The organism is Paralcaligenes sp. KSB-10 (assembly GCF_021266465.1).
GTDB lineage: Bacteria > Pseudomonadota > Gammaproteobacteria > Burkholderiales > Burkholderiaceae_B.
Genome location: NZ_CP089848.1, coordinates 1,875,905 through 1,899,726 on the forward strand (window position 1 = coordinate 1,875,905; position 23,822 = coordinate 1,899,726).

Here is a 23,822-nt window from a genome sequence, read left to right on the forward strand (position 1 = left end):
AGGGTGGATCGGGAGACCTCTTCATGAAAACCCAGGTAGCCATCATAGGCGCCGGCCCCTCCGGCCTTTTGCTGGGCCAGTTGCTGCACCTGCAGGGCATAGATACCGTCATTCTGGAAACCAGAACCCCGGAATACGTCCTGACCCGCATCCGCGCCGGAGTATTGGAACAAGGCACCGTCGATCTGCTTCGAGAAGCCCGGGCCAGCGAACGCATGGACCGTGAAGGACATGTGCACGAAGGCGTTTCGCTGTCATTCAACGGCATCCAGAGACGAATCGATCTCAAGACTTACTCCGGCGGCAAAACCGTGATGATCTACGGCCAGACCGAAGTCACCCGAGATCTCATGCAGGCCCGTGCCCAGCATGGGGGGATCAGCATATATGAAGCCAAGGATGTTCAGATACATGATTTCCATACCGGCAAGCCGCGAGTAAGTTTCGTAAAAGACGGCGCAAGGATGGAACTCGAATGCGACTACATCGCCGGTTGCGACGGTTTTCACGGAGTAAGCCGCAGATCGGTACCCCATGACGCCATCAGAACCTTCGAACGTATCTATCCCTTTGGCTGGCTTGGCGTGCTGTCCAATACGCCACCTGTCGACCACGAATTGATTTACGCCAGCCACGAACGCGGCTTCGCCCTGTGCAGCCAGCGCTCCAATATTCTCAGCCGCTACTACGTGCAATGCTCACTGGAAGATCGCGTGGATGACTGGTCCGACGACCGCTTCTGGAATGAACTCAGAGCCCGCCTGCCCGAACACGTCGCGGCAAAACTGATTACCGGGCCCTCTATCGAGAAAAGCATCGCGCCGCTGCGCAGTTTCGTGGCGGAGCCCATGAAATTCGGCAATCTGTTCCTGGTGGGCGATGCCGCCCACATCGTCCCGCCCACGGGCGCCAAGGGTTTGAACCTGGCCGCCAGCGATGTCCATGCCCTGTACACCATCATGAAAAAGAATTACCACGAGGGGCGCCGCGATTTGCTCGATAAATACTCGGAAATCTGCCTGCGCCGCATCTGGAAGGCGGAGCGTTTTTCATGGTGGATGACATCGATGCTGCACAAACTTTCCGACGACCCTTTCAGCCAACGCATCCAGTTGGCCGAACTGGACTACTACACAAGCTCCGAGGCAGGCCTGGCCAACATTGCCGAAAACTACGTAGGCCTGCCTTACGAAACCATCGAGTAAGCCCGGTTTCCCGGGAACGATCAGCCCTTGGTTCTTTCCGGGCTACGCGAACGTATCACTGCCTCCGACACCATGGCCGGAGCTTCCGCATAATGCCGAAACTCCATCGTATAGGTGGCGCGGCCTTGAGTCAGCGAACGCAAGGCAGTGGAATAGCCAAACATTTCCGCCAGCGGCACCTCGGCATGCACTGCTTTTCCGGCACCGCCCGGAATGTCCTCCATGCCCTGTATCATGCCGCGGCGCGACGACAGATCGCCAATGACGTCGCCCATTTTTTCCTCCGGCGTTTCGACTTCCACCGCCATCATGGGTTCGAGCAGCACGGGGCCCGCCTTGCGGCAGCCCTCTTTGAACGCCATGGAAGCGGCCATGCGAAAGGCGTTCTCATTGGAATCCACGTCGTGATACGAACCGAAGAACAAGGTCACCTTGACGTCGACGACCGGATAGCCGGCAACCACGCCGGCATTCAGGGAATCGACCACGCCCTTCTCTACCGCCGGAATGAACTCGCGCGGCACGGTACCGCCTTTAATCGCATCGACGAATTCGAAGCCCTTGCCGGCGGGCTGCGGCTCGATCTTGAGCACTACGTGGCCATACTGCCCACGCCCGCCCGATTGCTTGATGAATTTCCCTTCGCTCGACTCGCAGACTTTGCGTATGGTTTCGCGAAACGCCACCTGCGGCTTGCCGACGGTCGTCTCGACGCCAAACTCGCGGCGCATGCGCTCGACCAGCACCTCGAGATGCAATTCCCCCATGCCCGAAATAATCGTCTGGCCGGATTCTTCGTCGGTATACACGCGAAACGAGGGATCTTCCTCGGCCAGCCGGTTCAGGGCCGTGCCCATTTTTTCCTGGTCGGCCTTGGTCTTGGGTTCCACCGCCTGAGCGATGACCGGCTCCGGAAACACCATGCGTTCAAGAGTAATCACATGAGCCGGATCGCATAGCGTTTCGCCGGTGGTCACCTCTTTCAAGCCGACCGCCGCCGCGATGTCGCCCGCATACACCTCGGTAATTTCGCTGCGGTGATTGGCATGCATCTGCAGCAAACGGCCCACACGTTCCTTCTTGCCCTTGATCGGGTTGTAAACCGAGTCTCCCGAACGCATGACGCCCGAATACACACGGAAAAAAGTCAAATGCCCCACAAAGGGGTCGCTCATGATCTTGAACGCAAGCCCTGAGAATTTTTCGTCGTCGCTGGCACGGCGCTCGACGACGCGATCGCGCTCATCGTGACCGGACACCGGCGGAATATCGGTGGGCGCGGGCAGGAAATCGATAACCGCATCCAGCAAGGCCTGCACGCCGCGGTTCTTGAAGGCGCTGCCGCACAGCATGGGTACGATTTCCCCGGCGATCGTGCGCTGGCGCAATGCCGCCTTGATTTCATCTTCGCTCGGTTCGACGCCATCGAGGTATTTCTGCAAAAGCGACTCGCTGGCTTCGGCAACCGCCTCGATCATGCTGGCTCGCCACTGCCCTGCGCTGGCCTGCAGCTCGGCCGGGATATCGATATATTCGAACTTGACCCCTTGCGTGGCATCGTCCCACATAATGGCCTTCATCTTGATCAGATCGACCACACCGTGAAAGTTGTCTTCGGCCCCGACAGGAATTTGCACCAGCACCGGATTGCCCTTCAGGCGCTCACGGATCTGCCGCTGCACTCGAAAAAAATCGGCACCGACGCGATCCATTTTATTGACGAAAGCCAGGCGCGGCACTTTGTATTTGTTGGCTTGACGCCAGACCGTCTCGGACTGTGGCTGCACGCCACCGACCGCGTCGTACACCATGCAGGCGCCATCGAGCACGCGCATGGAACGCTCGACTTCAATCGTAAAATCGACGTGCCCGGGAGTATCTATGATGTTGATACGATGTTCGGGATAATTGCCGGCCATGCCTTTCCAGAAGCAGGTAGTGGCCGCCGAAGTAATCGTGATGCCGCGCTCCTGCTCCTGCTCCATCCAGTCCATGGTAGCCATGCCTTCGTGGACTTCGCCAAGCTTGTGGCTTACCCCGGAATAAAAAAGAATACGTTCGGTGGTCGTAGTCTTGCCGGCATCGATATGGGCACTGATACCAATGTTGCGATAGCGTTCTATAGGAGTTTTGCGGCTCACGATAATTTCCTCTTGGGAACCTGGTATTTGAATAGCTACGATTTGCGCATCAGCGTGCTCTTGCCGAACAGGCTTTCGATCAGGCTGACAGCCAACTCGGCCGTCTGGTTACGCACATCCAGCGCCGGATTCAGTTCCACCACATCCAGCGAGGATAAACATCCCGTATCGGCCAACATTTCCATGCAAAGCTGCGCTTCGCGATAATTGGGCCCGCCGCGTACTGTAGTGGCAACGCCGGGGGCAATTTCCGGATCGAGAAAATCGACATCGAAGCTAACGTGCATATGCACATTATCGCATACATCCCGCAATGCCATCTCCATGGTCTGACGCATGCCCATTTCATCTATGGTGCGCATGTCGAACACTTCAATACCCGCTTCATGTACAAACTGTTTCTCTCCCTCGTCAACACTGCGTATGCCGATCTGCCTGATCTGCGCCGCATCGAGGGCCGGCACATGGCCGCCGATCCGAATCAACTCCTGTGGCCCGTAACCGCACAGGCAGGCCACCGGCATGCCGTGGATATTGCCGCTGGGCGTCAGCGCCGCCGTATTGAAATCGGCGTGAGCATCGAGCCACAGTACCCGCAAGGTTTTTCCGTGTTGCCGGCAATAGCGCGCCACCGCGCTGATCGAGCCGATGCCCAGGCTATGATCGCCGCCGAGCACGACGGGCAGGCGCCCCGCCGAGAGCTCCGCATAGACCGCGTCGTGCAGCAAGCCATTCCATTGCGCGACTTCAGGCAAATGCCTAAAACCGTCGACCGGAGGCTGCCACGGATTGGCCGGGCCGCTCAGATTGCCGCAGTCCGCAACCTGGACACCCAGGCGTTCCAGGGCCTGCGCCAATCCCGCCACCCGCAAAGCCTCGGGACCCATGCTGGCGCCACGACAACTCGCCCCCACATCGGTGGGCGCTCCAATCAGACTGATCGCACTCATATTGCCGGTCATCCACACACTTCCTTTTCGGTCTGACTGCAAAGCGGCCCGATATATGCCCGCTGGGGCTCATTATTCAGCAAATTCAGATATCCAAAGAGATCCTTGGGGTCTGCCAGCTCTGGAACAATCCCAATAGCCTGCCCCACTTCCAATTCGCGCGCCAGATCGCGCATCAAGCGTAATGCCGAATAGTCTTCCAGCGCAAATCCTACCGAATCGAAAATGGTGATCTGTTGCGCATCGACACGACCTTTGGCCTGCCCGGCCAGCACCCGCCACAATTCGGTGACGGCAAAATCCCCTGGCTGCCGCTGTAGCTCGCCCTCTGCGCGAGTTTGAGGCTCGTACTCGACAAACACCTGGCCGCGCCGCAAAATCGATGGGTCCAGCTCGGTCTTGCCGGGACTGTCGCCGCCCACGGCATTGATGTGCATGCCGGCATCGAGCATTTCCGCATCCAGTACTTCGGCCAAACCGCTGTGCGCCGTGATGGTCGTGACAATATCCGCGCCTCGCACCGCCTCGCCCACAGAATCGCATGCCGTCAGGCCCAGATCGAAAGCCTGCAGATTGCGCATCAGCTTGCGCGTCGCCTCCACATCGGGATCGAACAGGCGCAACTCGCGGATACCCAGCAGATAATGAAACGCCAGGGCCTGAAATTCGCTCTGCGCACCATTGCCTATCAGAGCCATGCTGCGGCAATCCGGACGAGCCAGGGCGCGGGCGGCCAAGGCCGAGGCCGCCGCCGTACGCAAGGCGGTCGTCAAGGTCAGTTCGCTGATCAACTCAAGGGTGCCGGTATTCATGTCGGCCAGCACGCCGAATGCCATGACCGTAGGCAGGCCCAATTGCGTATTGAGCGGGTGGCCGTTGACATACTTGAAACTGTAGGTCTTGCTGTCCGCAATCGGCATGAGCTCAATCACTCCGTTCGGCGAATATCTCGCAACGCGGGCCGATTTGTCGAAGTCGGCCCAACGCAGAAAATCGGCGCGCATCACGTCGACCAGCTGACTGAAACAGAACTCCAGGCCTTTGCGCCGCACAATGACCGCAACATCTTGCGCACTCAAAAACAGGGTTTGGATGCGATGGCTGACTTGACCGGTTTTCATGATGGCCTCCAGAGTATAGGTTCTGCCAATTGGAGATGTTGAAAGCAGTGTGGCCTAGAGCCATGGCAAAGTAAATCGCCAATATTGCTATCTTTTTGTCATTTATTTACTATTTAGATATCTATAAATGCCATAATGACAATATGGATGCCACCGATCAAGCCCTGATTTCCCATTTGCGCAAAAACGCCCGCATGAATGTCGCCGCTCTGGCGAAAAAGCTGGGGGTGTCGCGCGGCACGATCAATAACCGCATCGCCAAGCTCGAAGACGCGGGAATAATCGTGGGCTACACAGTCCGGTTGAGGCCCGATGCCGAACCCAACGATATACGCGCCTGGATGGGAATTGCCGTCGAAGGCAACGAAACCCGCACGGTCATCGCCAGTTTGCTGGGTGAACCAGGAGTCGCGGTTTTGCACGACACCAACGGCCGATGGGATCTGCTCGCAGAGCTGCGCGCGGCCAATTTATCGGAGCTTTCCGGAGTGCTGGAGCGCATCCGGCTGATCCGCGGCATCAGCAACACCGAAACCAGCCTGCATCTGCAAACTTACCGCTTCTCGTGACCTCAATGAATGGCCCCGCCTGGGCCGCCACCCCCGCGCCTCAAGAACGCCATCGGCAACCGACCACAAAAGCCCACCCTACGCGTGCTGCTTGATATACTCGCGCACCAGTCGCGCGTCGCAATCCATGACTTCCACGCGCTGCGGCAGGCTGGCCAGTTCCTGCAAATGCTCGGGCACCGGAGCGGGCCGGCCTATAGCCTCTACGATGGTTTCGCTGAACTTGGCGGGCAACGCCGTTTCCAACGCCAGCATGGGCACCCCAGGCTCCACATATGCCGCCGCCACCTTGACCGCGTCGGCCGTATGCGGATCGATAAGCAAGCCGGCGTCCCGATGGACCGAACGTATCGTGTCGAGCCGATCGGCATGGGTACTGACGCCGCTCACAAAACCGTAGCGCGCCTCGAAATCGGGCTGCATGGCGCTTAAATCGAACTCGCCCTTCTGCTCGAGCTCATGCCAGAGCTCTCGAACCCTGTCCGCATCCTGCCCCACCAGATCGAACACGAAACGCTCGAAATTGGAGGCCCGCGAAATATCCATGGACGGGCTCGACGTGGCGTAGGTCTGAGCAGCCGAACGGGGCCGATACACGCCCGTGCGGAAAAACTCTTCAAGCACATTGTTTTCGTTGGTGGCCAGCACCAGCCGCCGTATCGGCAAACCCATCTCACGCGCGATATGGCCCGACAAAATATTACCGAAATTGCCCGAAGGTACGGCAAACGATACCTGCTGCGCATGCCCCGCGTTCTGCCCCGAGGTGGCGCGCAGCCAGCCCCAGAAGTAATACACCACTTGCGCGGCAATGCGCGCCCAGTTGATGGAATTGACCGCGCCCAGATGATAAGCGGATTTGAAGGCAAGATCGCTGGACAGCGACTTGACGATGTCCTGGCATTCATCGAATACGCCCTTGAGCGCCAGATTGTGAATATTGCGATCCTGCAGCGAATACATCTGAGCGCGCTGGAAATCGCTCATGCGCCCGTACGGCGACAGCATGAACACCGAAATGCCGCGCTTGCCGCGCAAGGCATACTCCGCGGCCGAGCCAGTGTCGCCCGAAGTGGCTCCCAGAATCGTGATCGAGGCATGGCGCTTGTCGAGCACGTACTCAAACACCTGGCCCAGGAACTGCATGGCCATGTCCTTGAATGCCAGAGTCGGCCCCTCGGACAGCCCCAGCAGGCTCAAGCCCTTTGACAGTGGCTTGAGCGGCACAATCTCGCTGCTGGCAAATGCATCGGTGTGATAGGCAGCCTGCGTAAGCCGGCTCAGATCGCTTTTGGGAATGTCGGTAATAAACAGGCCCAGCACTTCCGCCGCCAGTTCAGGATAGCGCAGCGCGCGCCATGACTCCAGCGTTTCGGCGCCGATCCTGGGCAAGGATTGCGGCAAGGCAAGGCCGCCGTCGGGGGCCAAGCCTTCGAGCAGGATATCCGAAAAAGGCTGGAGCTCCATGTCGCCGCGAGTTGAACGATATTTCATGACAGATTATCCACACGCAAACGCGTTACCGGGGATTTAACAAAAGGCAAAGCCTGGATTTTCTCGAGCGCCTTGTTGACCGCGCCTTCGCGCGCTTCATGGGTCAGGAAAATAATATCGGCCGCATGCTCGCCATGCGGTTCCTGAAACATGGAGCCGATCGAAATGCCGGAATCGGACAGGATCCGCGCCAGATCGGCCAGAACGCCGGGACGATCGTCGACATGCAGGCGCAGGTAATACGCCGATATCACATCGGCCATGGGCAGAATCGGCGTGTCGGCCATGGCATCGGGCTGGAAGGCCAGATGCGGAACACGATGCTCGGGATCGGCCGCCTGCAGGCGGGTGACATCGACCAGATCGGCCACGACCGATGAAGCCGTGGGCAATTCGCCCGCTCCCTGGCCATAGTACAGGGTAGCGCCCACCATGTCGCCGCTTACCAGCACCGCATTCATGGCACCTTCGACATTGGCCAGCAATCGCTCGGTGGGGATGAGAGTGGGGTGCACGCGCAACTCGATACCTTCGGGCCGCCGCTTGGTGATTCCCAGCAATTTGATGCGATAGCCCAGGCGCTCGGCATGCGCGATATCTTCCTGCGCAAGATTGGAAATACCTTCGATATAGGCCTTGTCGAATTGCACCGGAATGCCGAACGCCAGCGATGCCAGCAGGCTCAGTTTGTGAGCCGCATCGACGCCTTCGATATCGAAGGTCGGATCCGCCTCGGCATAGCCCAGCCGTTGCGCCTCGGCCAGCACCACGTTGAACGGCAGGCCGCGCGACCGCATTTCAGACAATATGAAATTGGTGGTGCCGTTGATGATGCCCGCCAGCCACTGGATGCGATTGGCGGTAAGGCCTTCGCGTATGGCCTTGATAATGGGAATTCCGCCAGCCACGGCAGCCTCGAAGGCCACCATGACGCCTTTGGCGTGGGCCGCGGCAAAAATTTCATTGCCATGCATGGCCAGCAGCGCCTTGTTGGCCGTGACCACGTGCTTGCCCTGGCGGATCGCTTCCATGACCCACTCGAAAGCCAGAGTATCGCCGCCAATCAATTCGACCACGATGTCGATATTCGGGTCGCGCACGACTTCCATGCCGTCACGCGTAATCCTGATGCTATCGCCCACCAGCGCCCTGGCCTTTTCGACATCGCGCACAGCCGCCGCCGTAACTTCGATGCGGCGCCCGGCACGGCGCGCAATTTCCTCAACATTGTTCGTCAGCACTTTCCACGTGCCCCCGCCGACGACACCCAGGCCCAGCAAACCTACTTTGACGGGGCTCATTTACTCAAACCATCCTTGCGGAACATCTCTTTAATGCCTCGCACCGCCTGGCGCGTGCGCTGCTCATTTTCGATCAATGCAAAACGCACGTAATCGTCTCCGTACTCGCCAAAGCCAATGCCTGGCGAAACGGCAATCTTGGCGTCGGCCAGCACACGCTTGGAAAATTCCAGCGAGCCGAGCTTCTGGTAAAACTCGGGAATCTTTGCCCATATATACATGGATGCTTTGGGAATATCGACCATCCAGCCGGCTTCGTGCAAACCCTTTGCGAGGACATCGCGACGATTGCGGTATTGTTCGACCACATGCGAAACGCAATCTTGCGGACCCTCGAGCGCGGCGATCGAGGCCACCTGGATAGGCGTGAATGTGCCGTAATCGTGATAGCTTTTAATGCGCGCCAAAGCGTTGACCAGTTCCCGGTTGCCCACCATGAACCCCACGCGCCAGCCGGCCATATTGTAGCTTTTGCTCATGGTGAAAAACTCCACCGCTACATCGCGCGCGCCCTCGACCTGCATGATCGACGGCGCCACATAGCCATCAAACGTGATATCGGCATAGGCCAGATCATGGACCACCAGAATATTGTGCTCCCTGGCCAGCGCCACGACCCGTTCGAAAAACGAGAGATCGACGCACTGGGCCGTCGGGTTGCTGGGAAAGCCCAGAATCATCATTTTTGGCTTGGGTATGCTTTCGCGCACTGCCCGCTCGATTTCCTCAAAAAAATCGAGCCCGGGAGTCATGGGAACCGAACGGATATTCGCCCCGGCAATGACGGCGCCATAAATATGTATGGGGTAGCTGGGATTGGGCACCAGCACCGTATCGCCGCGATCGAGCGTAGCCAGCATCAGGTGCGCCAGCCCCTCTTTGGAGCCGATGGTCACAATCGCCTCGGAATCGGGGTCGATCTGCACACCGTAGCGGCGATCGTACCAGCCCGATATGGCCTTGCGCAGCCTCGGAATGCCCTTGGACACGGAGTATCCGTGCGTATCGGGCCGGCTCGCCACTTCAATCAGCTTGTCGACGATATGCTTGGGGGTCGGTCCATCGGGGTTGCCCATGGACATGTCGATAATATCCTCTCCGCGCCGCCGCGCCGCCATTTTCAACTCGCCGGTAATATTAAAAACATAGGGCGGTAAACGCTCAATACGAGGAAAGTTCGTCATAAATGATCCTAGGGACGGGCGGAGGGGGATAACACAGGTGCGATAGTTGCAGTGCAACAAAAGTACTAATCTAGCTCAAGCAAACGCCGGGGGCAAATAGCCTGCTAGTTTAATCGATCCGAAAATTCTGTAAAACCGGAATATCCGGAACGGAATACACAATGAATTGCGCTATTATCTTTATGACTCTGGGAGTTTTTTTGTGCAACTGCAGACCGAAACCAATCCTGCCCTGAACACCGTAACCGCCTACGGGCACGACTACATCGAAATTAACGAAGTCTCGTATGAGCACGCCGTTTATTTTGCTCCCGAGGGAGAAATCAAACCCTGGGCCGTAAAAACCGTCGCCGACATCAGCGCCAGCCTGCTGCGCGAAGTAGCTGGCCTAAGCAGCTTCACCGCCGACCCCATGGCGTTCCTGGATGCCGATGCCGCGCCGCAAAAACCGCCGGGCGCCCCCGAAGTGATTCTGATCGGCACAGGCCTGAAACAGCATTTTTTACCCCCACACGTAACGCAAGGCCTGCTGAAGCTGGGTATTGGAGTCGAATCCATGAGCACCCAGGCGGCTGCCCGCACCTACAACATATTAATGGCCGAAGGGCGCCGTGTCGTCGTTGCCCTTTTACCTCACGAGGATGCCCCCCTATGACTCATGCAACTGTCGGCAGGCCCCTGCCCGATTTCAAGGCACTCAGCACACAAGGCGAGGTCAGCCCCGACGAACTCAAGGGCCGCTCGGCGATTCTTTATTTCTATCCCAAGGACAATACGCCGGGCTGCACCACCGAGGCCCAGGATTTTCGGGACCGCCACCAGGATTTCGTGGCGGCCAATTGTCAGGTCATAGGCATCTCGCGCGATTCTCTTAAATCGCACGCCAGTTTCACTGAAAAACAAAATCTGCCTTTTGCACTGATTTCGGATGACGACGAAACGCTATGCCAGTTATTCAATGTCATAAAAATGAAAAACATGTACGGTAAACAGGTACGTGGCATCGAACGCAGCACATTTTTAGTCGACGCCAGCGGAGTGCTTATACAAGAATGGCGCGGGTTGCGCGTACCCGGCCATATCAATGAGGTTTTGCAGGCGGTCCGCAATATTGCCTAGCGGAGCGTGCGGTACTTTACACACTTTATCTTAAACGTTCAGGAGCAGATACTTTATGCCGCTACCCAAGTTGCCCACACGTCTGGGGACCCTGATTGCTTCCAGCAACGATGCCGAAATCGACATCGATGCCGACATCGAATCCGATACGTTTGTCGTCCCTGCGCCTTTAACCGCGGTGCCTCAAGCCAGGCAAGCCACCGCACCGGCAACTTCCCGAGTCAAAGCAACCGTCGAACCGGCCGCTGCCCCGATCACACTGCTCAAGCCCAAGAAGAAAACCCGCCTTCCCGTGGCCCGGCGCAAACTGTTCGTGCTCGACACCAATGTACTGCTGCACGATTCGAACTCCCTGTTCAAATTTGAAGAGCACGACATTTTCCTGCCGATGATCGTGCTCGAAGAGCTTGATCATCAAAAGAAAGGCATGTCGGAAGTGGCTCGCAATGCTCGCCAGGTCAGCCGCACGCTCGATGGCCTGGTCGGCAATTCCAACGACCTGCAAAAAGGGCTGGCCCTGGACGCGCTGGGCAATGTAGAGGCCCTGGGTTCCTTGCATTTCCAGACAACCGCAATGAATGCGGATCTTCCCATAGAACTGCCGCTGGGCAAGGCCGACAACGTCATTCTCAATGTCGTGCATGCTCTTCAAGCCCTGTTTTCCAAACGGCAGGTCATCCTGGTGTCCAAAGACATCAATATGCGGCTCAAGGCGCGCTCGCTGGGCCTGCACGCCGAAGACTATTACAACGACCACGTTCTCGACGACTCCGATCTGCTGTATGACGGGGTTTTGCCTCTGCCGGAAAACTTCTGGGCCAAGCACGGCAAGGACGTCGAATCGTGGCAACAGGGCGGCACCACCTTCTATCGCATCAAGGGTCCGCTATGCGGGGAATTCATCGTCAACGAATTCGTCTACTTCGAAGGCGAGCTGCCCCTCTACGCGCAGGTCAAGGAAGTCAGCGGCAAAAGCGCCGTACTGGCCACCTTGCGCGACTACAGCCACGGGAAAAACAATGTCTGGGGAATCACCGCCCGCAACCGCGAACAGAACTTTGCCCTGAATCTGCTCATGAATCCCGATTGCGACTTCGTCTCGCTGCTGGGACAGGCGGGCACGGGTAAAACCTTGTTGGCCCTGGCCAGCGCGCTCACGCAAACGCTGGAAACCAAACGCTATAACGAAATCATCATCACCCGGGCCACCGTACCGGTGGGCGACGATATAGGCTTTCTGCCCGGCACCGAAGAAGAAAAAATGCTGCCCTGGATGGGTGCTCTTGAAGACAATCTCGAAGTCCTGCACTTGGGCGCCGGCAATAACGAGATTGCTCCGAACACGGCCGGACAGGACTGGTCCAAGAACCCGACCATGGAACTGATACGTTCGCGCATCAAGGTCAAGTCGCTCAACTTCATGCGCGGCCGAACCTTCCTGAACAAGTTCCTCATCATAGACGAGGCCCAGAACCTGACGCCCAAGCAAATGAAAACGCTGGTCACACGGGCTGGCCCCGGCACGAAAATCGTGTGCCTGGGCAACATAGCGCAAATCGACACGCCCTATCTCACCGAAGGCAGTTCGGGGCTGACCTATGTCGTCGACCGCTTCAAGGGCTGGCCGCATGCCGGACACATTACCCTGCAACGGGGTGAACGTTCACGACTGGCCGACTATGCCAGCGAGGCCTTGTAGGCGTACACTGCAGCGAATATGCCCGGGCGCAAGGCCCGGGTTTTTCTTCCTATCTTATTTCTCATGACAGACATTTCGCGCGCTCCCATAGGAATCACTTTGGGCGATGCCGCCGGCATCGGGCCGGAGATCATCGTCAAGCTGTTTGCCGCCGGGCTGCCGGTGCCCACCATTGTCTATGGCGATGCGGGCATGCTGGATGCCACGTTGGGCCGCTTGAACTTGAAAGGCCAGCTCAGAATCAAGGAACTTTCCGACCCCGACCCGCTTGCCTGCGAGGCAGGCTGCATACCCGTCTGCAATCGCTGGAACGCCTTGCCAGCCAAGCTGCCCCTGGGCCAGATCAGCGCGGCAGCAGGCCGCGGCGCGTACGAATACCTGTGCCATGCCATCGACGATGCGCAATTGGGGCGCCTGCGCGCCATAGTGACCGCTCCTCTCAATAAAAAAGCCATGCAGGCCGGTGGCGCCGACTATCCGGGCCACACTGAAATTCTGGCTGAGCGCACCCGGACACAGCACTACGCCATGATGCTGGCCAACCTGGAACTGCGAGTCATACTGGTAACAATCCATTTGGCGCTCGCCCAAGTTGGCCGGCACATCAATTTTGACAATGAGATCAATACGATCAGGCTTGCCGACCACGCGTGCCGGCAAGCGGGTATCCCTGCTCCGCGGATTGCCGTGGCAGGCCTGAATCCCCATGCGGGAGAAAACGGGCGATTCGGGCGAGAAGAAATCGACATCATAGGCCCGGCCATCGAACAGGCCCGGTCCGAAGGCATCAATGCAAGCGGCCCATGGCCTGGAGACACTATTTTTATGCGGGCCCGCCGGGGAGAATTCGATATCGTGGTGGCGCAATACCACGACCAGGGCCTGATTCCCGTCAAATACCTGGGGGTGGATCAAGGGGTCAATGTCACGGTCGGACTGCCATTCGTGCGCACCAGCGTCGACCATGGAACCGCCTTCGACATCGCCGGCCAGGGGATAGCCGACCCCAGCTCGCTGCGCGCCGCGTACGATATGGCTCTTGCCATGACACAAACAAAGACCCGCGCCTGATCCCGGCTGCACAACTCGCAACGTTTTGCGGTCCATCGACAGATTGGCTACGATGCGGTTTGACTTGAACTTTCCTTTCTTTTCCTACTTTATGAAATCGCGCTTTTCCATAGACCCATTTTTAATCAAACTGCTGATTGCCATCGTCCTGGCCAGTTTCCTGCCCGCTCATGGGACAGGGGCCAGCGTATTCAAATGGGCCACAAATATCGCTATCGCGCTGTTGTTTTTCCTGCATGGCGCACGATTGTCGCGCGATGCGATCGTGGCCGGAGCATCGCACTGGCGCCTGCACCTCACCATTTTTTCCGCCACTTTTGTTATTTTTCCCATTCTGGGGCTGCTGGCCAAGCCGCTGGTATCGCCCTTTATCACGCATGAACTCTACCTGGGCATTCTGTTTTTGTGCTGCCTGCCGGCCACCGTTCAGTCGGCAATTGCCTTTACATCGATTGCGCGTGGCAATGTGCCGGCCGCCGTGTGCAGCGCCTCCGCATCCAGCTTGCTGGGCGTATTCCTGACCCCGCTGCTGGTGGGCCTGGTCATGAGCGGAGGCGGAGCCGGCAGCGCTCCCATTTCCTTCGATGCCATAGGAAAAATCATGCTGCAATTGCTGCTGCCGTTTGTGCTTGGGCAGATTCTGCGGCCATGGATAGGCAAATGGGTAAGCAGGCACAATGCCTTGCTGAAGGTCGTCGACCAGGGATCGATTCTACTGGTGGTCTACACGGCGTTTTCCGAGGCGGTGATAGGCGGGCTATGGTCCAACACCCCATTGTCGGCGCTGATTTCGCTCGTGGTCATTTCCGTTGTGCTTCTATCCCTGGTGCTGGGTATTACCCTATTGATGGGGCGCATCTTCAAGTTCAAGCTCGAAGACCGGATTACCCTGCTATTTTGCGGCTCCAAAAAGAGCCTCAGCAGTGGAATTCCCATTGCCAACATTCTATTTGCCGGGCATGCCGTAGGCGCCATCGTGCTGCCCCTGATGATCTTCCATCAAACACAGCTGATCATTTGCGCAGTCATAGCGGGAGCCTACGCCCGCCGGCCGGCGGCGGCCAAGCCGCACAGCAAGCACCTGGCCCCGGCGCGCACATCCTGAGTTGAAGCCAGATGGTGGCCGCAAGGGCCACCGCACCTTGGAATCAATTCATGCCGGTACTGAAATTCAGGAACCGGGTACTTGCCCCCTGGAAGGTCAGGCGTACGCTGCCTATCGGGCCGTTACGCTGCTTGCCGACGATGATTTCAGCGGTACCTTTATCGGGCGAATCGGGGTTGTAGACTTCATCGCGATAAATAAACAGGATCAGGTCGGCGTCCTGCTCGATAGCCCCCGACTCACGCAGATCACTCATGACGGGGCGCTTGTTGGGCCGCTGCTCCAGGCTGCGGTTAAGCTGCGACAAGGCAATCAGCGGGCAATTCAGCTCTTTGGCCAGGCCCTTCAAGGAACGGCTGATTTCCGAAATTTCAGTCGCCCGATTTTCACCCGACGAATTGGCCGACATGAGCTGCATATAATCGATGATGATCAGGCCCAGCTGCCCGCACTGGCGCGCCAGGCGCCGGGAACGCGCCCGAACCTCCATGGAGTTCAGGGCCGGGGTCTCATCGATATAGATTTGCGCTTCCTGCACCTGCTGCACGGCATGCGTCAGGCGCGGCCAATCATCGGCAGTCAGCTTGCCGGTACGCATGCGCTGCTGGTCGAGCATGCCTACCGAGCCGACCATGCGCATGGCCAGCTGAACGGCGCCCATTTCCATGGAAAACACCGCCACCGGCAAGCCTTGCTCAATGGCGACGTGCTCGCCGATGTTCATGGAGAACGACGTTTTACCCATTGAAGGCCGCCCCGCCACAATCACCAGATCGCCCGCCTGCAGGCCCGAGGTCATGCGATCCAGATCGGTGAAACCGGTTGGTACGCCGGTAATATCCGAGCCGCCTTCGCGATGATAAAGCTCGTCGATGCGCTCCACCACTTGCGTCAGCAAAGGCTGAATGTCCTGAAAGCCCGACACACCGCGCGAACCCTCCTGGGCGATCTGGAACACTCGCGACTCGGCTTCATCGAGAAGCTGACGGGCTTCTTTGCCTTGCGGGTTAAAGGCGGCGGCCGAAATTTCGTCGGCCACCGACACCAGCTTGCGCAGCATGGAGCGTTCGCGCACGATTTCAGCATAGCGCCGTATATTGGCCGCCGAAGGCGTGTTGTGCGCCAGGGCATTCAGGTATGCCAGGCCCCCTACTTCGTCGGCCTTGCCCGCGCTGGCCAAAGACTCGTTGACCGTCACCACATCGGCCGGCCGAGCCAGGCCGATCAGCCGCGAAATATGCTGCCAGATAATGCGATGGTCGAAACGATAAAAATCCTCGTCGCCCAGCACATCGGTGATTCGATCCCAGGCGGCGTTATCGAGCAACAGGCCGCCGAGCACAGACTGCTCTGCCTCGACCGAGTGCGGCGGTACGCGTAAATAATCCAGTTGCGGATCGCCGCCTGTAGTTTTGCTATCCAAAATCAGCACCTCGATATAAGCGGGAAGACGAAAGTAGAAAAGCCGGTTTACACCGGCTTTTCAGTAAAGGCAAGCGATAACGAACGCCCCGCACTCGGCCGGGCGACGCGTCATCGAACGGACACTTAAGCCATTTCGCCTTGCACCACGACAGTAATGTCGGACACTACGTCGGCGTGAAGCGCCACCTGAACCGAGTATTCGCCAATGGCCTTGAGTGAGCCGTCGGGCAAACGAATCTGCGATTTCTCGACTGTCGTAAAACCTTCTTTATGCAAAGCGACGGCGATATCCATATTGGTAACCGAACCGAACAAACGGCCGTCAACACCGGATTTTTGCGAAATCTTGAGCGTCAGGCCCGAAAGCTTTTCGCCGGCGGATTGCGCGGCAGCCAATTTTTCGGCCTGAATTTTTTCGAGCTCGGCACGGCGGGCTTCGAATTCTTTCAAGGCGGCATCGGTAGCCCGGCGGGCAATTTTTTGAGGAATCAGGTAATTGCGGGCATAGCCGTCGCGCACACGCACGACTTCACCGAGATTACCCAGATTGACAACTTTTTCAAGCAGAATAACTTGCATGACTATAGCCCCGGATTAGTTGTGGTTATCGGTGTAAGGCAACAGGGCCAGAAACCGGGCACGCTTGATCGCGGTGTCGAGCTGGCGCTGATAGTGAGCCTTGGTACCGGTTAAGCGGGCAGGAATGATTTTGCCGTTTTCCTGGATGAAATCGCGCAAGGTATCCAGGTCTTTGTAGTCGATTTCGTCGACGCCAGCAGCGCTGAAACGGCAGAACTTGCGGCGTTTGAACAGCGGATTTTGCTGGGTGAACTTACGTTTTTCTTTGCTCTTTTTGAAGAAAGCCATAATGTGCCTCTTGAGTTTTCGGAGCTTTACGCCCCAATCAATATTTACTATGCATCGAATCGCCAGGCGACTCGCACTGTTTGAATTTGCCTGTGGATTTCAGCTAAACCAGCGCCGTGGCGCCGCCAGCAAAAATCCGGTTTGCCTGCTGTATATGCAAAACCACTTTGTTCGAGCCTTTTCGGGTCGGGGCCAAAAAACCCTCTATCGACAAGGCGGCACCTAGTGGCGTATCGGCCAACAACAAGGCAATGTCGCCCAGGGCTACGGCGGAAAGTACCAGTTCGACGCGGCGTGGATGGCCTGCCTCCTGAACTTCCGATTCGTGATTCAGCACCATCTCGATCGCCGGCAAACCCGCTGGGGTATATCTGAGAGGCTTGACCTCCAGAGCCGTGGCGGTCATGACGACCTGATTCACGCTGCAACCCGGAACAAAGGCAAAATTATTCCGCTTGCGTTGCCGGTGCAGCTTCGGCCGTTGCCTTGCGCGCCTCTTCGCGTTCAACCGACTTCATCATGATGGACGGAGTCGTTTGAGCCTTTTTGGTTTTGATGACCAAATGACGAAGCACCGCATCGTTATAGCGGAACGAATGTTCGAGCTCGTCGAGCGTGGTCTGTCCACATTCGATGTTCAAGCATACATAATGGGCTTTGACGAGTTTCTGGATAGGGTAAGCCAGTTGGCGGCGACCCCAGTCTTCGAAACGGTGCACCTGGCCACCATTACCGGTAACAACCGATTGATAGCGCTCGACCATGGCAGGCACTTGCTCGCTTTGATCGGGATGCACAATAAACACTACTTCGTAGTGACGCATAAAACTACACTCCTTAAGGATATCTTCCGGCGGCATCGACACGCAATGCGCTGTGCTTACAGCTACCGGAAGGGGCAGCCCGCCCCCCGCAAATAGGCGAAGAGTCGAGCAAGAAACCAGCTATTCTAGCACGCCTGGGGCGGGCAGTTCATAATGGAATCATCTTGGGGACAAGCAAAACTACCCTTCAACCACCGCATAAGCCGAATGGTTGTGTATGGATTCAAAGTTTTCAGCCTCGATCCTGAAGCGTTGCATGCCAGCAACATTTTTAATCTGTACCGCGACATCCCGCACCAGATCTTCAACAAATTTAGGGTTTTCGTAGGCACGCTCGGTAACGAATTTTTCATCGACACGTTTCAGCAAGCCCCAAAGCTCGCACGAAGCCTGGGCTTCGATCGAACGGATCAAACCATCGAGATCGACGTCGGCGCGGCCGGCAAATACGACGTTGACGGTGACATGCGAACGCTGATTATGCGCTCCATACTCGGAAATGGCCTTGGAACACGGGCACAGGCTGGTGACAGGCACCAGCACCGACAGTTCGAACTCGACAGCGCCATTGGACTGCACGCGGGCAATCCACTTGACCTCGTAATCCATCAGACTTGCCACTCCCGAAACCGGGGCCACCTTGTTGATGAAATACGGGAACGAAGCCGCAATATCGCCCTTTTCGGCATGCAGCAACAACAGCATGCTTTGCGCCATATCGCAAAACAACGCCGGTGTCATGGCGGTGGCACGATGCTGCTCGAGCAAGGCCACGAAACGCGACATGTGTGTACCCTTTTCTTCGGGCGGCAAGGCAACAGTGAGCTCCCAGGTTGCCACGGTGGGCATAGCCTGCCCATCGGCGCCCGCCACGAACATGGGATGGCGCACACCGCGCACGCCCACGCGCTGGATCGGCAAATGCCGGGTATCGACGCTGCTCTGTACATCTGGCATGGCAACCGCAGGATCAATCAGAGAATTCATAGTAACAACCTAAAAGACGCTCAGCCCAGGCTGGGTCTTGACCAAATAGACAAGTTTTCCATTATGGAATGCGCGGATTGGATATCACCCTAAAACCCTAATGGTATTAGGACATTACACCACAAGCCACTCTGGGAAATCGAGCAATAAGCTTATGCGAGCTCCAGCAGTGTCGAAAAACGCCCGCGAATCGAGGCCTCGATTCCCGCCGCGTCCAGTCCCAGGCCTTGCAACAACACGGCCTGCTCACCATGATCGATAAACCGGTCGGGCAAGCCAAGCTGCAGTACTGGGAGATCGATACCCTCGGCGCTGAGGAACTCAAGCACCGCGCTTCCGGCCCCCCCCATGACGGCAGCCTCTTCGAGCGTGACAAAGGCATCGTGTGTGGCGGCCAGCGACCGCAGCATGGCTTCATCGAGCGGCTTGACAAAGCGCATATCGACCAGGCTGACATCCAGGGCCTGGGCCGCCTGCAAGCCAGGCTGCACCAGCGTGCCAAACCCCAGAATGGCGATGCGGCGCCCGGCGCGCCGAAGCACGGCCTTGCCTATCTCGACGGTTTCAAGCCCGGCCACAACCTGAGCACCGCACCCGGCGCCGCGAGGGTAACGCACGGAAGCCGGTCCAGGATGCTGGAAACAGGTACTCAGCAACAAACGGGCTTCATTTTCGTCGGACGGGGCTGCCACCACCATATTGGGCACGCAGCGCAAAAAGGCAATATCGTAGTTCCCGGCATGCGTTGCGCCATCGGCGCCTACGATGCCCGCCCGGTCCAGCGCAAACGTAACATCCAGATTCTGCAAGGCCACGTCATGAATGAACTGGTCGTATCCGCGCTGCAGAAAAGTGGAGTAAATAGCCACAACCGGTTTTTGCCCTTCACACGCCAGGCCTGCCGCAAATGTAACAGCGTGCTGTTCAGCGATACCGACGTCGAAATACCGGGCCGGGAAACGCTGCTCGAACTCGACCAGGCCGCTGCCTTCACGCATGGCGGGAGTAATGCCATAGAGCCGCTCATCAGCCTGGGCCATATCGCACAGCCAGTGGCCAAATACCTGGGTAAAGGTCTGCTTGGCAGGCACCTTGGATTTCTGTATGCCGATGCTGGGATCGAATTTTCCAGGGCCGTGATACAACACCGGATCGGCCTCGGCCAGCTTATAGCCCTGGCCTTTTTTGGTGACGACGTGCAAAAACTGCAAACCACCCAAAGCCTGCAGATTTTCCAGAGTAGGGACCAGGGCATCCAGATCATGCCCATCGATGGGCCCTACATAGTTGAAACCCAGTTCCTCGAAAAGCGTTGCCGAGGACACCATGCCTTTGGCATGCCCTTCAAAGCGGCGAGCCAGCTCGAGAACCGGCGGCACATGCTGCAATACGGCTCGCCCGACGTTTTTGGCGGCGGCATAAAACCCGCCTGACAGCAATCGGGCCAAATAACGGTTGAGCGCCCCCACGGGCGGCGAAATCGACATGTCATTGTCGTTCAATACCACCAGCAGATTGACCCCCTGGGTAACTCCCGCGTTATTCAGGGCCTCGAAGGCCATGCCTGCCGTCATTGCGCCGTCGCCGATGACGGCGATGTGCTGGCGCTGCAGCCCCAGATTGCGCGACGCTACCGCCATGCCCAAGGCCGCCGAGATCGAGGTCGAAGAATGCGCCGTGCCAAACGCATCGTATTCGGACTCGCTGCGCTTGGGAAAGCCCGACATTCCACCCATTTGCCGCAAGCGCCCCATCTGCTCGCGCCGCCCGGTCAATATTTTATGAGGATAGGACTGATGCCCTACATCCCACACGATACGATCATCGGGCGTGTTGAACACATGATGCAAAGCAATGGTCAGTTCCACCGTGCCCAGGTTGGACGACAGATGGCCGCCGGTCCTGGAAACCGACTGCAGCACAAACTCGCGCAACTGCGCCGCGACTTCTTTAAGCTCACGACGCCCCAATGGCCGCAGATCGGCGGGCGACTGAATTTGATCGAGCGAGACAGTAGTCATACAAATAGGTAAATTGACAGCGAACGCCTAATGGCAATCCCGGGGACAAAGAAGCGGTGCGGGCATCGTGCCGCACCCATTATTCTAGAACTTATGGCGCAAGCCTGATGCGCACAGGGAAAAACCCCGGCATTGCTAATGATCACGGCCTACGATGTAGTCGGCTATTTCGCCCAGCCGGACCCCGGCCGTCCCAAGCGGCAACAAGGCGGCGTGCGCTTCCGCCCGCAAGACTTCCAGCAACTGGCGCGAGGCGTCCAGGCCCATCAATGAAACATAGGTCGGCTTGTTTTCGGCCATATCCTTGCCGGCCGTTTTTCCAAGTGTAGCCGTATCGGACGTGACATCCAGGATGTCGTCCACCACCTGAAAAGCCAGGCCGATGGCAGCCGCGTACGATTCCAGCCCGTCGCGGGTGGTGGAACTGGCTCCGGCAACGATACCGCCCAACAGCACGCTCGCGCCCAGCATGGCACCGGTTTTCATGCTGTGCATGGTTTGCAGCTGCTCGCGCGACAGCGTATTGCCTACATTGCTGCAATCAATCGCCTGCCCCCCGGCCATGCCCATGCTTCCCGCCGAATGTGCCAGTATTTGCACAGCCTGCACGATCAAGGCCGGAGCAATCGGCATTTGCGCCAGCAGCTCGAACGCCAGGGGCTGCAGCGCATCGCCCGCCAGCATGGCCGTAGCCTCGTCGAATTGCACATGGACCGTGGGCCGGCCGCGCCGCAAAGCGTCGTCGTCCATGCAGGGCAAATCGTCGTGTACCAATGAATATGCATGAATCAGCTCGACCGCTGCCGCCGCATGATCGAGCGCCATATCCTGGGCTGTCGTGGCGGTGCCGACCGGCTTGCAGGCTTCGCCCGCGGCGTACACCAACGCCGCGCGTACACGCTTGCCACCGCCCAAAACAGCGTACCGCATGGCTTGATGCAGGGTTTCCGGTACAGCGTCGGCCTCGGGCAGGACGCGCCCGAGCATCGCCTCGGTATACTGGACTCGCGCGGCCAGCCAGGCAGAAAACTCAAGGTGCTTGGCGCCCATGCTCAACCCTCGCCATCGCTGGCGCTATCGACCAGTGGCTTGAGCAGGTTGTCCTGCAAAACACGGACCTGCTGTTCGGCGGCATCAAGACGCTGCTGGCAAATTCGCGCCAGTTCCACACCTTTTTCATAGGCGGCCAGCGACTGGTCAAGCGCCAGCGTGCCGTTTTCCATTTGCACCACCAAAGCCTCGAGCTGAGCCAGCGCCGTTTCGAAATCCTGAGGAAGCGCAGTCGCACCCGTCGACGCCGTACCGGCGGAGGGTTTGCCTGGCTTCTCGCCGGGAGTGGAATTTTTATCAACCATCGTGCTTATCCAGAAATAGGAGTGCGGCAAATGCCGCATGGGTTTCAAGCCCTTCCGTGATTGTACGAGATGCCCGCCGCATGTGCCGCCATATTGGGGATAGGTCTTGTTTTATAAGAGAAAATTTAGGGTACAATCCCTCTCCTTAACTTATTTCATCGGCCAATCCGTTTTTTCTTCGCACCAGACCGGATGTGCAGGCCTGGTTTTTTCCTGGCGGGGGGAATCATGACCGACATCGGTCGGGTGGCGCATTTGGCGCCCGCACGTACGCAACTTTCGGTCAGCAGTTATTTTGACGAAGCCATTTTTGCCCGCGAGCAAGAACTCATTTTCAAAAACTCTGCTCTGTACGTTGGGCACGAAAAACTTGTTCCCGAAGTCGGCGACTGGCGTACGCTGCCGCACGAGCACGCCGGCCGCGTACTGGTGCGCAACGCTCTAGGGGTTGAATTGCTGTCCAATGTCTGCCGCCATCGCCAAGCCATCATGCTGGGCGGGGCAGCCGGCAATGTGACCGACCCACAGAAATCCAGCGGCAACCTGCGCGATACCGGCGGCAATATCGTATGCCCGGTGCATCGATGGACATACAGCCAGCAGGGCCAACTGATAGGCGCCCCTCATTTCGACAACAAGCCTTGCTCGAATCTGCAAAAATTCACGCTCAAGAACTGCCACGGCCTGTTGTTCGAAGGGGCGCGCAACCCTGCGCACGACATGGCGGCCCTGTTTCATCGGCCGGAGTTCGATTTCTCCGATTATGTGCTCGATCATGTCGAAATTCATCGCTGCCGATACAACTGGAAAACCTTTATCGAGGTCTACCTCGAAGACTACCATGTAGGCCCTTTTCATCCGGGCCTGGGCCAGTTCGTAACCTGCAACGATTTAAGCTGGGAATTTTCCGACTGGTACAGCGCCCAGCGGGTCGGCGTGCACAAGGCCCTGACGCAACCCGGCACCGGTGTGTACAAAGACTGGCACGACCGCCTGCTCGAGTACCGTGCCGGCGATGCCCCCGAATTCGGAGCGGTATGGGTTACTTATTTTCCAACCCACATGATCGAACTTTATCCGCACGTGGTGGTGCTGTCCACGCTGCATCCGGTCGGCCCGCAAGAAACCGTGAACATTGTCGAGTTCTATTACCCCGAAGACATTGCCGCGTTCGAGCGTGAATTCGTTCAAGCACAGCGCGCCGCCTACATGGAAACCGCCATCGAAGACGATGAAATCGCCGAACGCATGGATGCCGGCCGCAAGGCGCTCATGCTGCGAGGCACCAACGAAACCGGCCCTTACCAGTCGCCGATGGAAGATGGCATGATGCACTTCCACGAATGGTATCGGCGCCTGATGGACACCGGGCGTTAACCCCCCC

General features: G+C 57.8%; 23 protein-coding genes. 8 read left to right on the forward strand and 15 right to left on the reverse strand.

The genetic code is table 11. The features are described 5' to 3' along the window. The first annotated feature begins 23 nt into the window (after positions 1-23). Entirely contained in the window at positions 24-1,205 is a 1,182-nt protein-coding gene (pobA, locus tag LSG25_RS08490) for a 4-hydroxybenzoate 3-monooxygenase (protein ID WP_232744229.1), read from the forward strand. 20 nt (positions 1,206-1,225) lie between these two features. On the opposite strand, the gene fusA is transcribed toward pobA, so the two are convergent. The 3 genes from fusA to LSG25_RS08505 are packed head-to-tail and all read right to left on the reverse strand — an operon-like array spanning position 1,226 to position 5,417. After that, on the reverse strand, positions 1,226-3,346 hold the full coding sequence (gene fusA / locus LSG25_RS08495) for an elongation factor G (RefSeq protein WP_232744230.1): 2,121 nt from the start codon (positions 3,344-3,346) through the stop codon (positions 1,226-1,228). A gap of 35 nt (positions 3,347-3,381) precedes the next feature. Then, the gene (rocF, locus tag LSG25_RS08500) at positions 3,382-4,296 is read right to left on the reverse strand and encodes an arginase (protein ID WP_370635973.1); all 915 of its coding nucleotides are present in this window, start codon (positions 4,294-4,296) and stop codon (positions 3,382-3,384) included. Positions 4,297-4,304: 8 nt separating this feature from the next. Then, complete coding sequence (locus LSG25_RS08505; RefSeq protein WP_232744232.1) at positions 4,305-5,417, reverse strand: ornithine cyclodeaminase; 1,113 nt, start codon at positions 5,415-5,417, stop codon at positions 4,305-4,307. A 143-nt stretch (positions 5,418-5,560) separates the two neighbouring features. On the opposite strand from LSG25_RS08505, the gene LSG25_RS08510 reads away from it, so the two are divergent. Further along, on the forward strand, positions 5,561-5,986 hold the full coding sequence (locus tag LSG25_RS08510; protein ID WP_232744233.1) for an Lrp/AsnC family transcriptional regulator: 426 nt from the start codon (positions 5,561-5,563) through the stop codon (positions 5,984-5,986). A gap of 78 nt (positions 5,987-6,064) precedes the next feature. Here the strand turns inward: LSG25_RS08510 and thrC are convergent, their stop codons facing one another. Genes thrC through alaC form a run of 3 tightly spaced genes read right to left on the reverse strand, consistent with a single transcriptional unit; the run spans position 6,065 to position 9,965 of the window. After that, complete coding sequence (thrC, locus tag LSG25_RS08515; protein ID WP_232744234.1) at positions 6,065-7,480, reverse strand: threonine synthase; 1,416 nt, start codon at positions 7,478-7,480, stop codon at positions 6,065-6,067. Further along, the gene (locus LSG25_RS08520) at positions 7,477-8,781 is read right to left on the reverse strand and encodes a homoserine dehydrogenase (RefSeq protein ID WP_232744235.1); all 1,305 of its coding nucleotides are present in this window, start codon (positions 8,779-8,781) and stop codon (positions 7,477-7,479) included. Before LSG25_RS08520 ends, thrC begins: the two co-directional genes overlap by 4 nt. Then, positions 8,778-9,965, reverse strand: coding sequence for an alanine transaminase (gene alaC, locus LSG25_RS08525; protein ID WP_232744236.1), 1,188 nt, complete (start codon positions 9,963-9,965; stop codon positions 8,778-8,780). Before alaC ends, LSG25_RS08520 begins: the two co-directional genes overlap by 4 nt. A 202-nt stretch (positions 9,966-10,167) precedes the next feature. On the opposite strand from alaC, the gene LSG25_RS08530 reads away from it, so the two are divergent. The 5 genes from LSG25_RS08530 (at position 10,168) to LSG25_RS08550 (ending at position 14,959) form a co-directional block, all read left to right on the forward strand. Further along, a complete protein-coding gene (locus tag LSG25_RS08530; protein WP_232744237.1) occupies positions 10,168-10,620 on the forward strand; it encodes an Mth938-like domain-containing protein in 453 nt (150 codons plus the stop codon). Then, entirely contained in the window at positions 10,617-11,084 is a 468-nt protein-coding gene (locus LSG25_RS08535) for a peroxiredoxin (RefSeq protein WP_232744238.1), read from the forward strand. The genes LSG25_RS08530 and LSG25_RS08535 overlap by 4 nt, the downstream gene beginning before the upstream one ends. Before the next feature lie 55 nt (positions 11,085-11,139). Further along, positions 11,140-12,783 (forward strand): PhoH family protein, encoded by a 1,644-nt coding sequence (locus tag LSG25_RS08540; RefSeq protein WP_232744239.1) that lies wholly within the window; start codon positions 11,140-11,142, stop codon positions 12,781-12,783. A 63-nt stretch (positions 12,784-12,846) separates the two neighbouring features. After that, positions 12,847-13,854, forward strand: a complete 1,008-nt coding sequence (pdxA, locus tag LSG25_RS08545; protein ID WP_232744240.1) for a 4-hydroxythreonine-4-phosphate dehydrogenase PdxA — start codon at positions 12,847-12,849, stop codon at positions 13,852-13,854. Positions 13,855-13,945: 91 nt separating this feature from the next. Further along, the gene (locus LSG25_RS08550; RefSeq protein ID WP_232744241.1) at positions 13,946-14,959 is read left to right on the forward strand and encodes a bile acid:sodium symporter family protein; all 1,014 of its coding nucleotides are present in this window, start codon (positions 13,946-13,948) and stop codon (positions 14,957-14,959) included. Between the two features lie 43 nt (positions 14,960-15,002). On the opposite strand, the gene LSG25_RS08555 is transcribed toward LSG25_RS08550, so the two are convergent. From LSG25_RS08555 to LSG25_RS08595, 9 genes are all read right to left on the reverse strand, one after another. Continuing rightward, complete coding sequence (locus LSG25_RS08555) at positions 15,003-16,385, reverse strand: replicative DNA helicase (protein WP_370636004.1); 1,383 nt, start codon at positions 16,383-16,385, stop codon at positions 15,003-15,005. A 122-nt stretch (positions 16,386-16,507) separates the two neighbouring features. Continuing rightward, positions 16,508-16,963 (reverse strand): 50S ribosomal protein L9, encoded by a 456-nt coding sequence (gene rplI, locus LSG25_RS08560; protein ID WP_232744243.1) that lies wholly within the window; start codon positions 16,961-16,963, stop codon positions 16,508-16,510. 15 nt (positions 16,964-16,978) lie between these two features. Then, positions 16,979-17,251 (reverse strand): 30S ribosomal protein S18, encoded by a 273-nt coding sequence (rpsR, locus tag LSG25_RS08565; protein ID WP_232744244.1) that lies wholly within the window; start codon positions 17,249-17,251, stop codon positions 16,979-16,981. Positions 17,252-17,354: 103 nt separating this feature from the next. Further along, complete coding sequence (priB, locus tag LSG25_RS08570; RefSeq protein WP_232744623.1) at positions 17,355-17,657, reverse strand: primosomal replication protein N; 303 nt, start codon at positions 17,655-17,657, stop codon at positions 17,355-17,357. Between the two features lie 40 nt (positions 17,658-17,697). Next, positions 17,698-18,075, reverse strand: coding sequence for a 30S ribosomal protein S6 (gene rpsF, locus LSG25_RS08575; protein ID WP_232744245.1), 378 nt, complete (start codon positions 18,073-18,075; stop codon positions 17,698-17,700). 180 nt (positions 18,076-18,255) lie between these two features. Then, complete coding sequence (gene folE2 / locus LSG25_RS08580) at positions 18,256-19,062, reverse strand: GTP cyclohydrolase FolE2 (protein ID WP_232744246.1); 807 nt, start codon at positions 19,060-19,062, stop codon at positions 18,256-18,258. Positions 19,063-19,214: 152 nt separating this feature from the next. Then, entirely contained in the window at positions 19,215-21,083 is a 1,869-nt protein-coding gene (dxs, locus tag LSG25_RS08585; protein WP_232744247.1) for a 1-deoxy-D-xylulose-5-phosphate synthase, read from the reverse strand. A gap of 135 nt (positions 21,084-21,218) precedes the next feature. Further along, on the reverse strand, positions 21,219-22,133 hold the full coding sequence (locus tag LSG25_RS08590; protein ID WP_232744248.1) for a polyprenyl synthetase family protein: 915 nt from the start codon (positions 22,131-22,133) through the stop codon (positions 21,219-21,221). A gap of 2 nt (positions 22,134-22,135) precedes the next feature. After that, complete coding sequence (locus LSG25_RS08595) at positions 22,136-22,438, reverse strand: exodeoxyribonuclease VII small subunit (RefSeq protein ID WP_232744249.1); 303 nt, start codon at positions 22,436-22,438, stop codon at positions 22,136-22,138. Between the two features lie 228 nt (positions 22,439-22,666). Between LSG25_RS08595 and LSG25_RS08600 the strand changes: the two genes are divergently transcribed. After that, positions 22,667-23,815 carry an aromatic ring-hydroxylating dioxygenase subunit alpha gene (locus LSG25_RS08600; RefSeq protein ID WP_232744250.1) on the forward strand — a complete coding sequence of 383 codons (1,149 nt, stop codon included), beginning with the start codon at positions 22,667-22,669 and terminating at the stop codon, positions 23,813-23,815. Positions 23,816-23,822 lie beyond the last annotated feature (7 nt).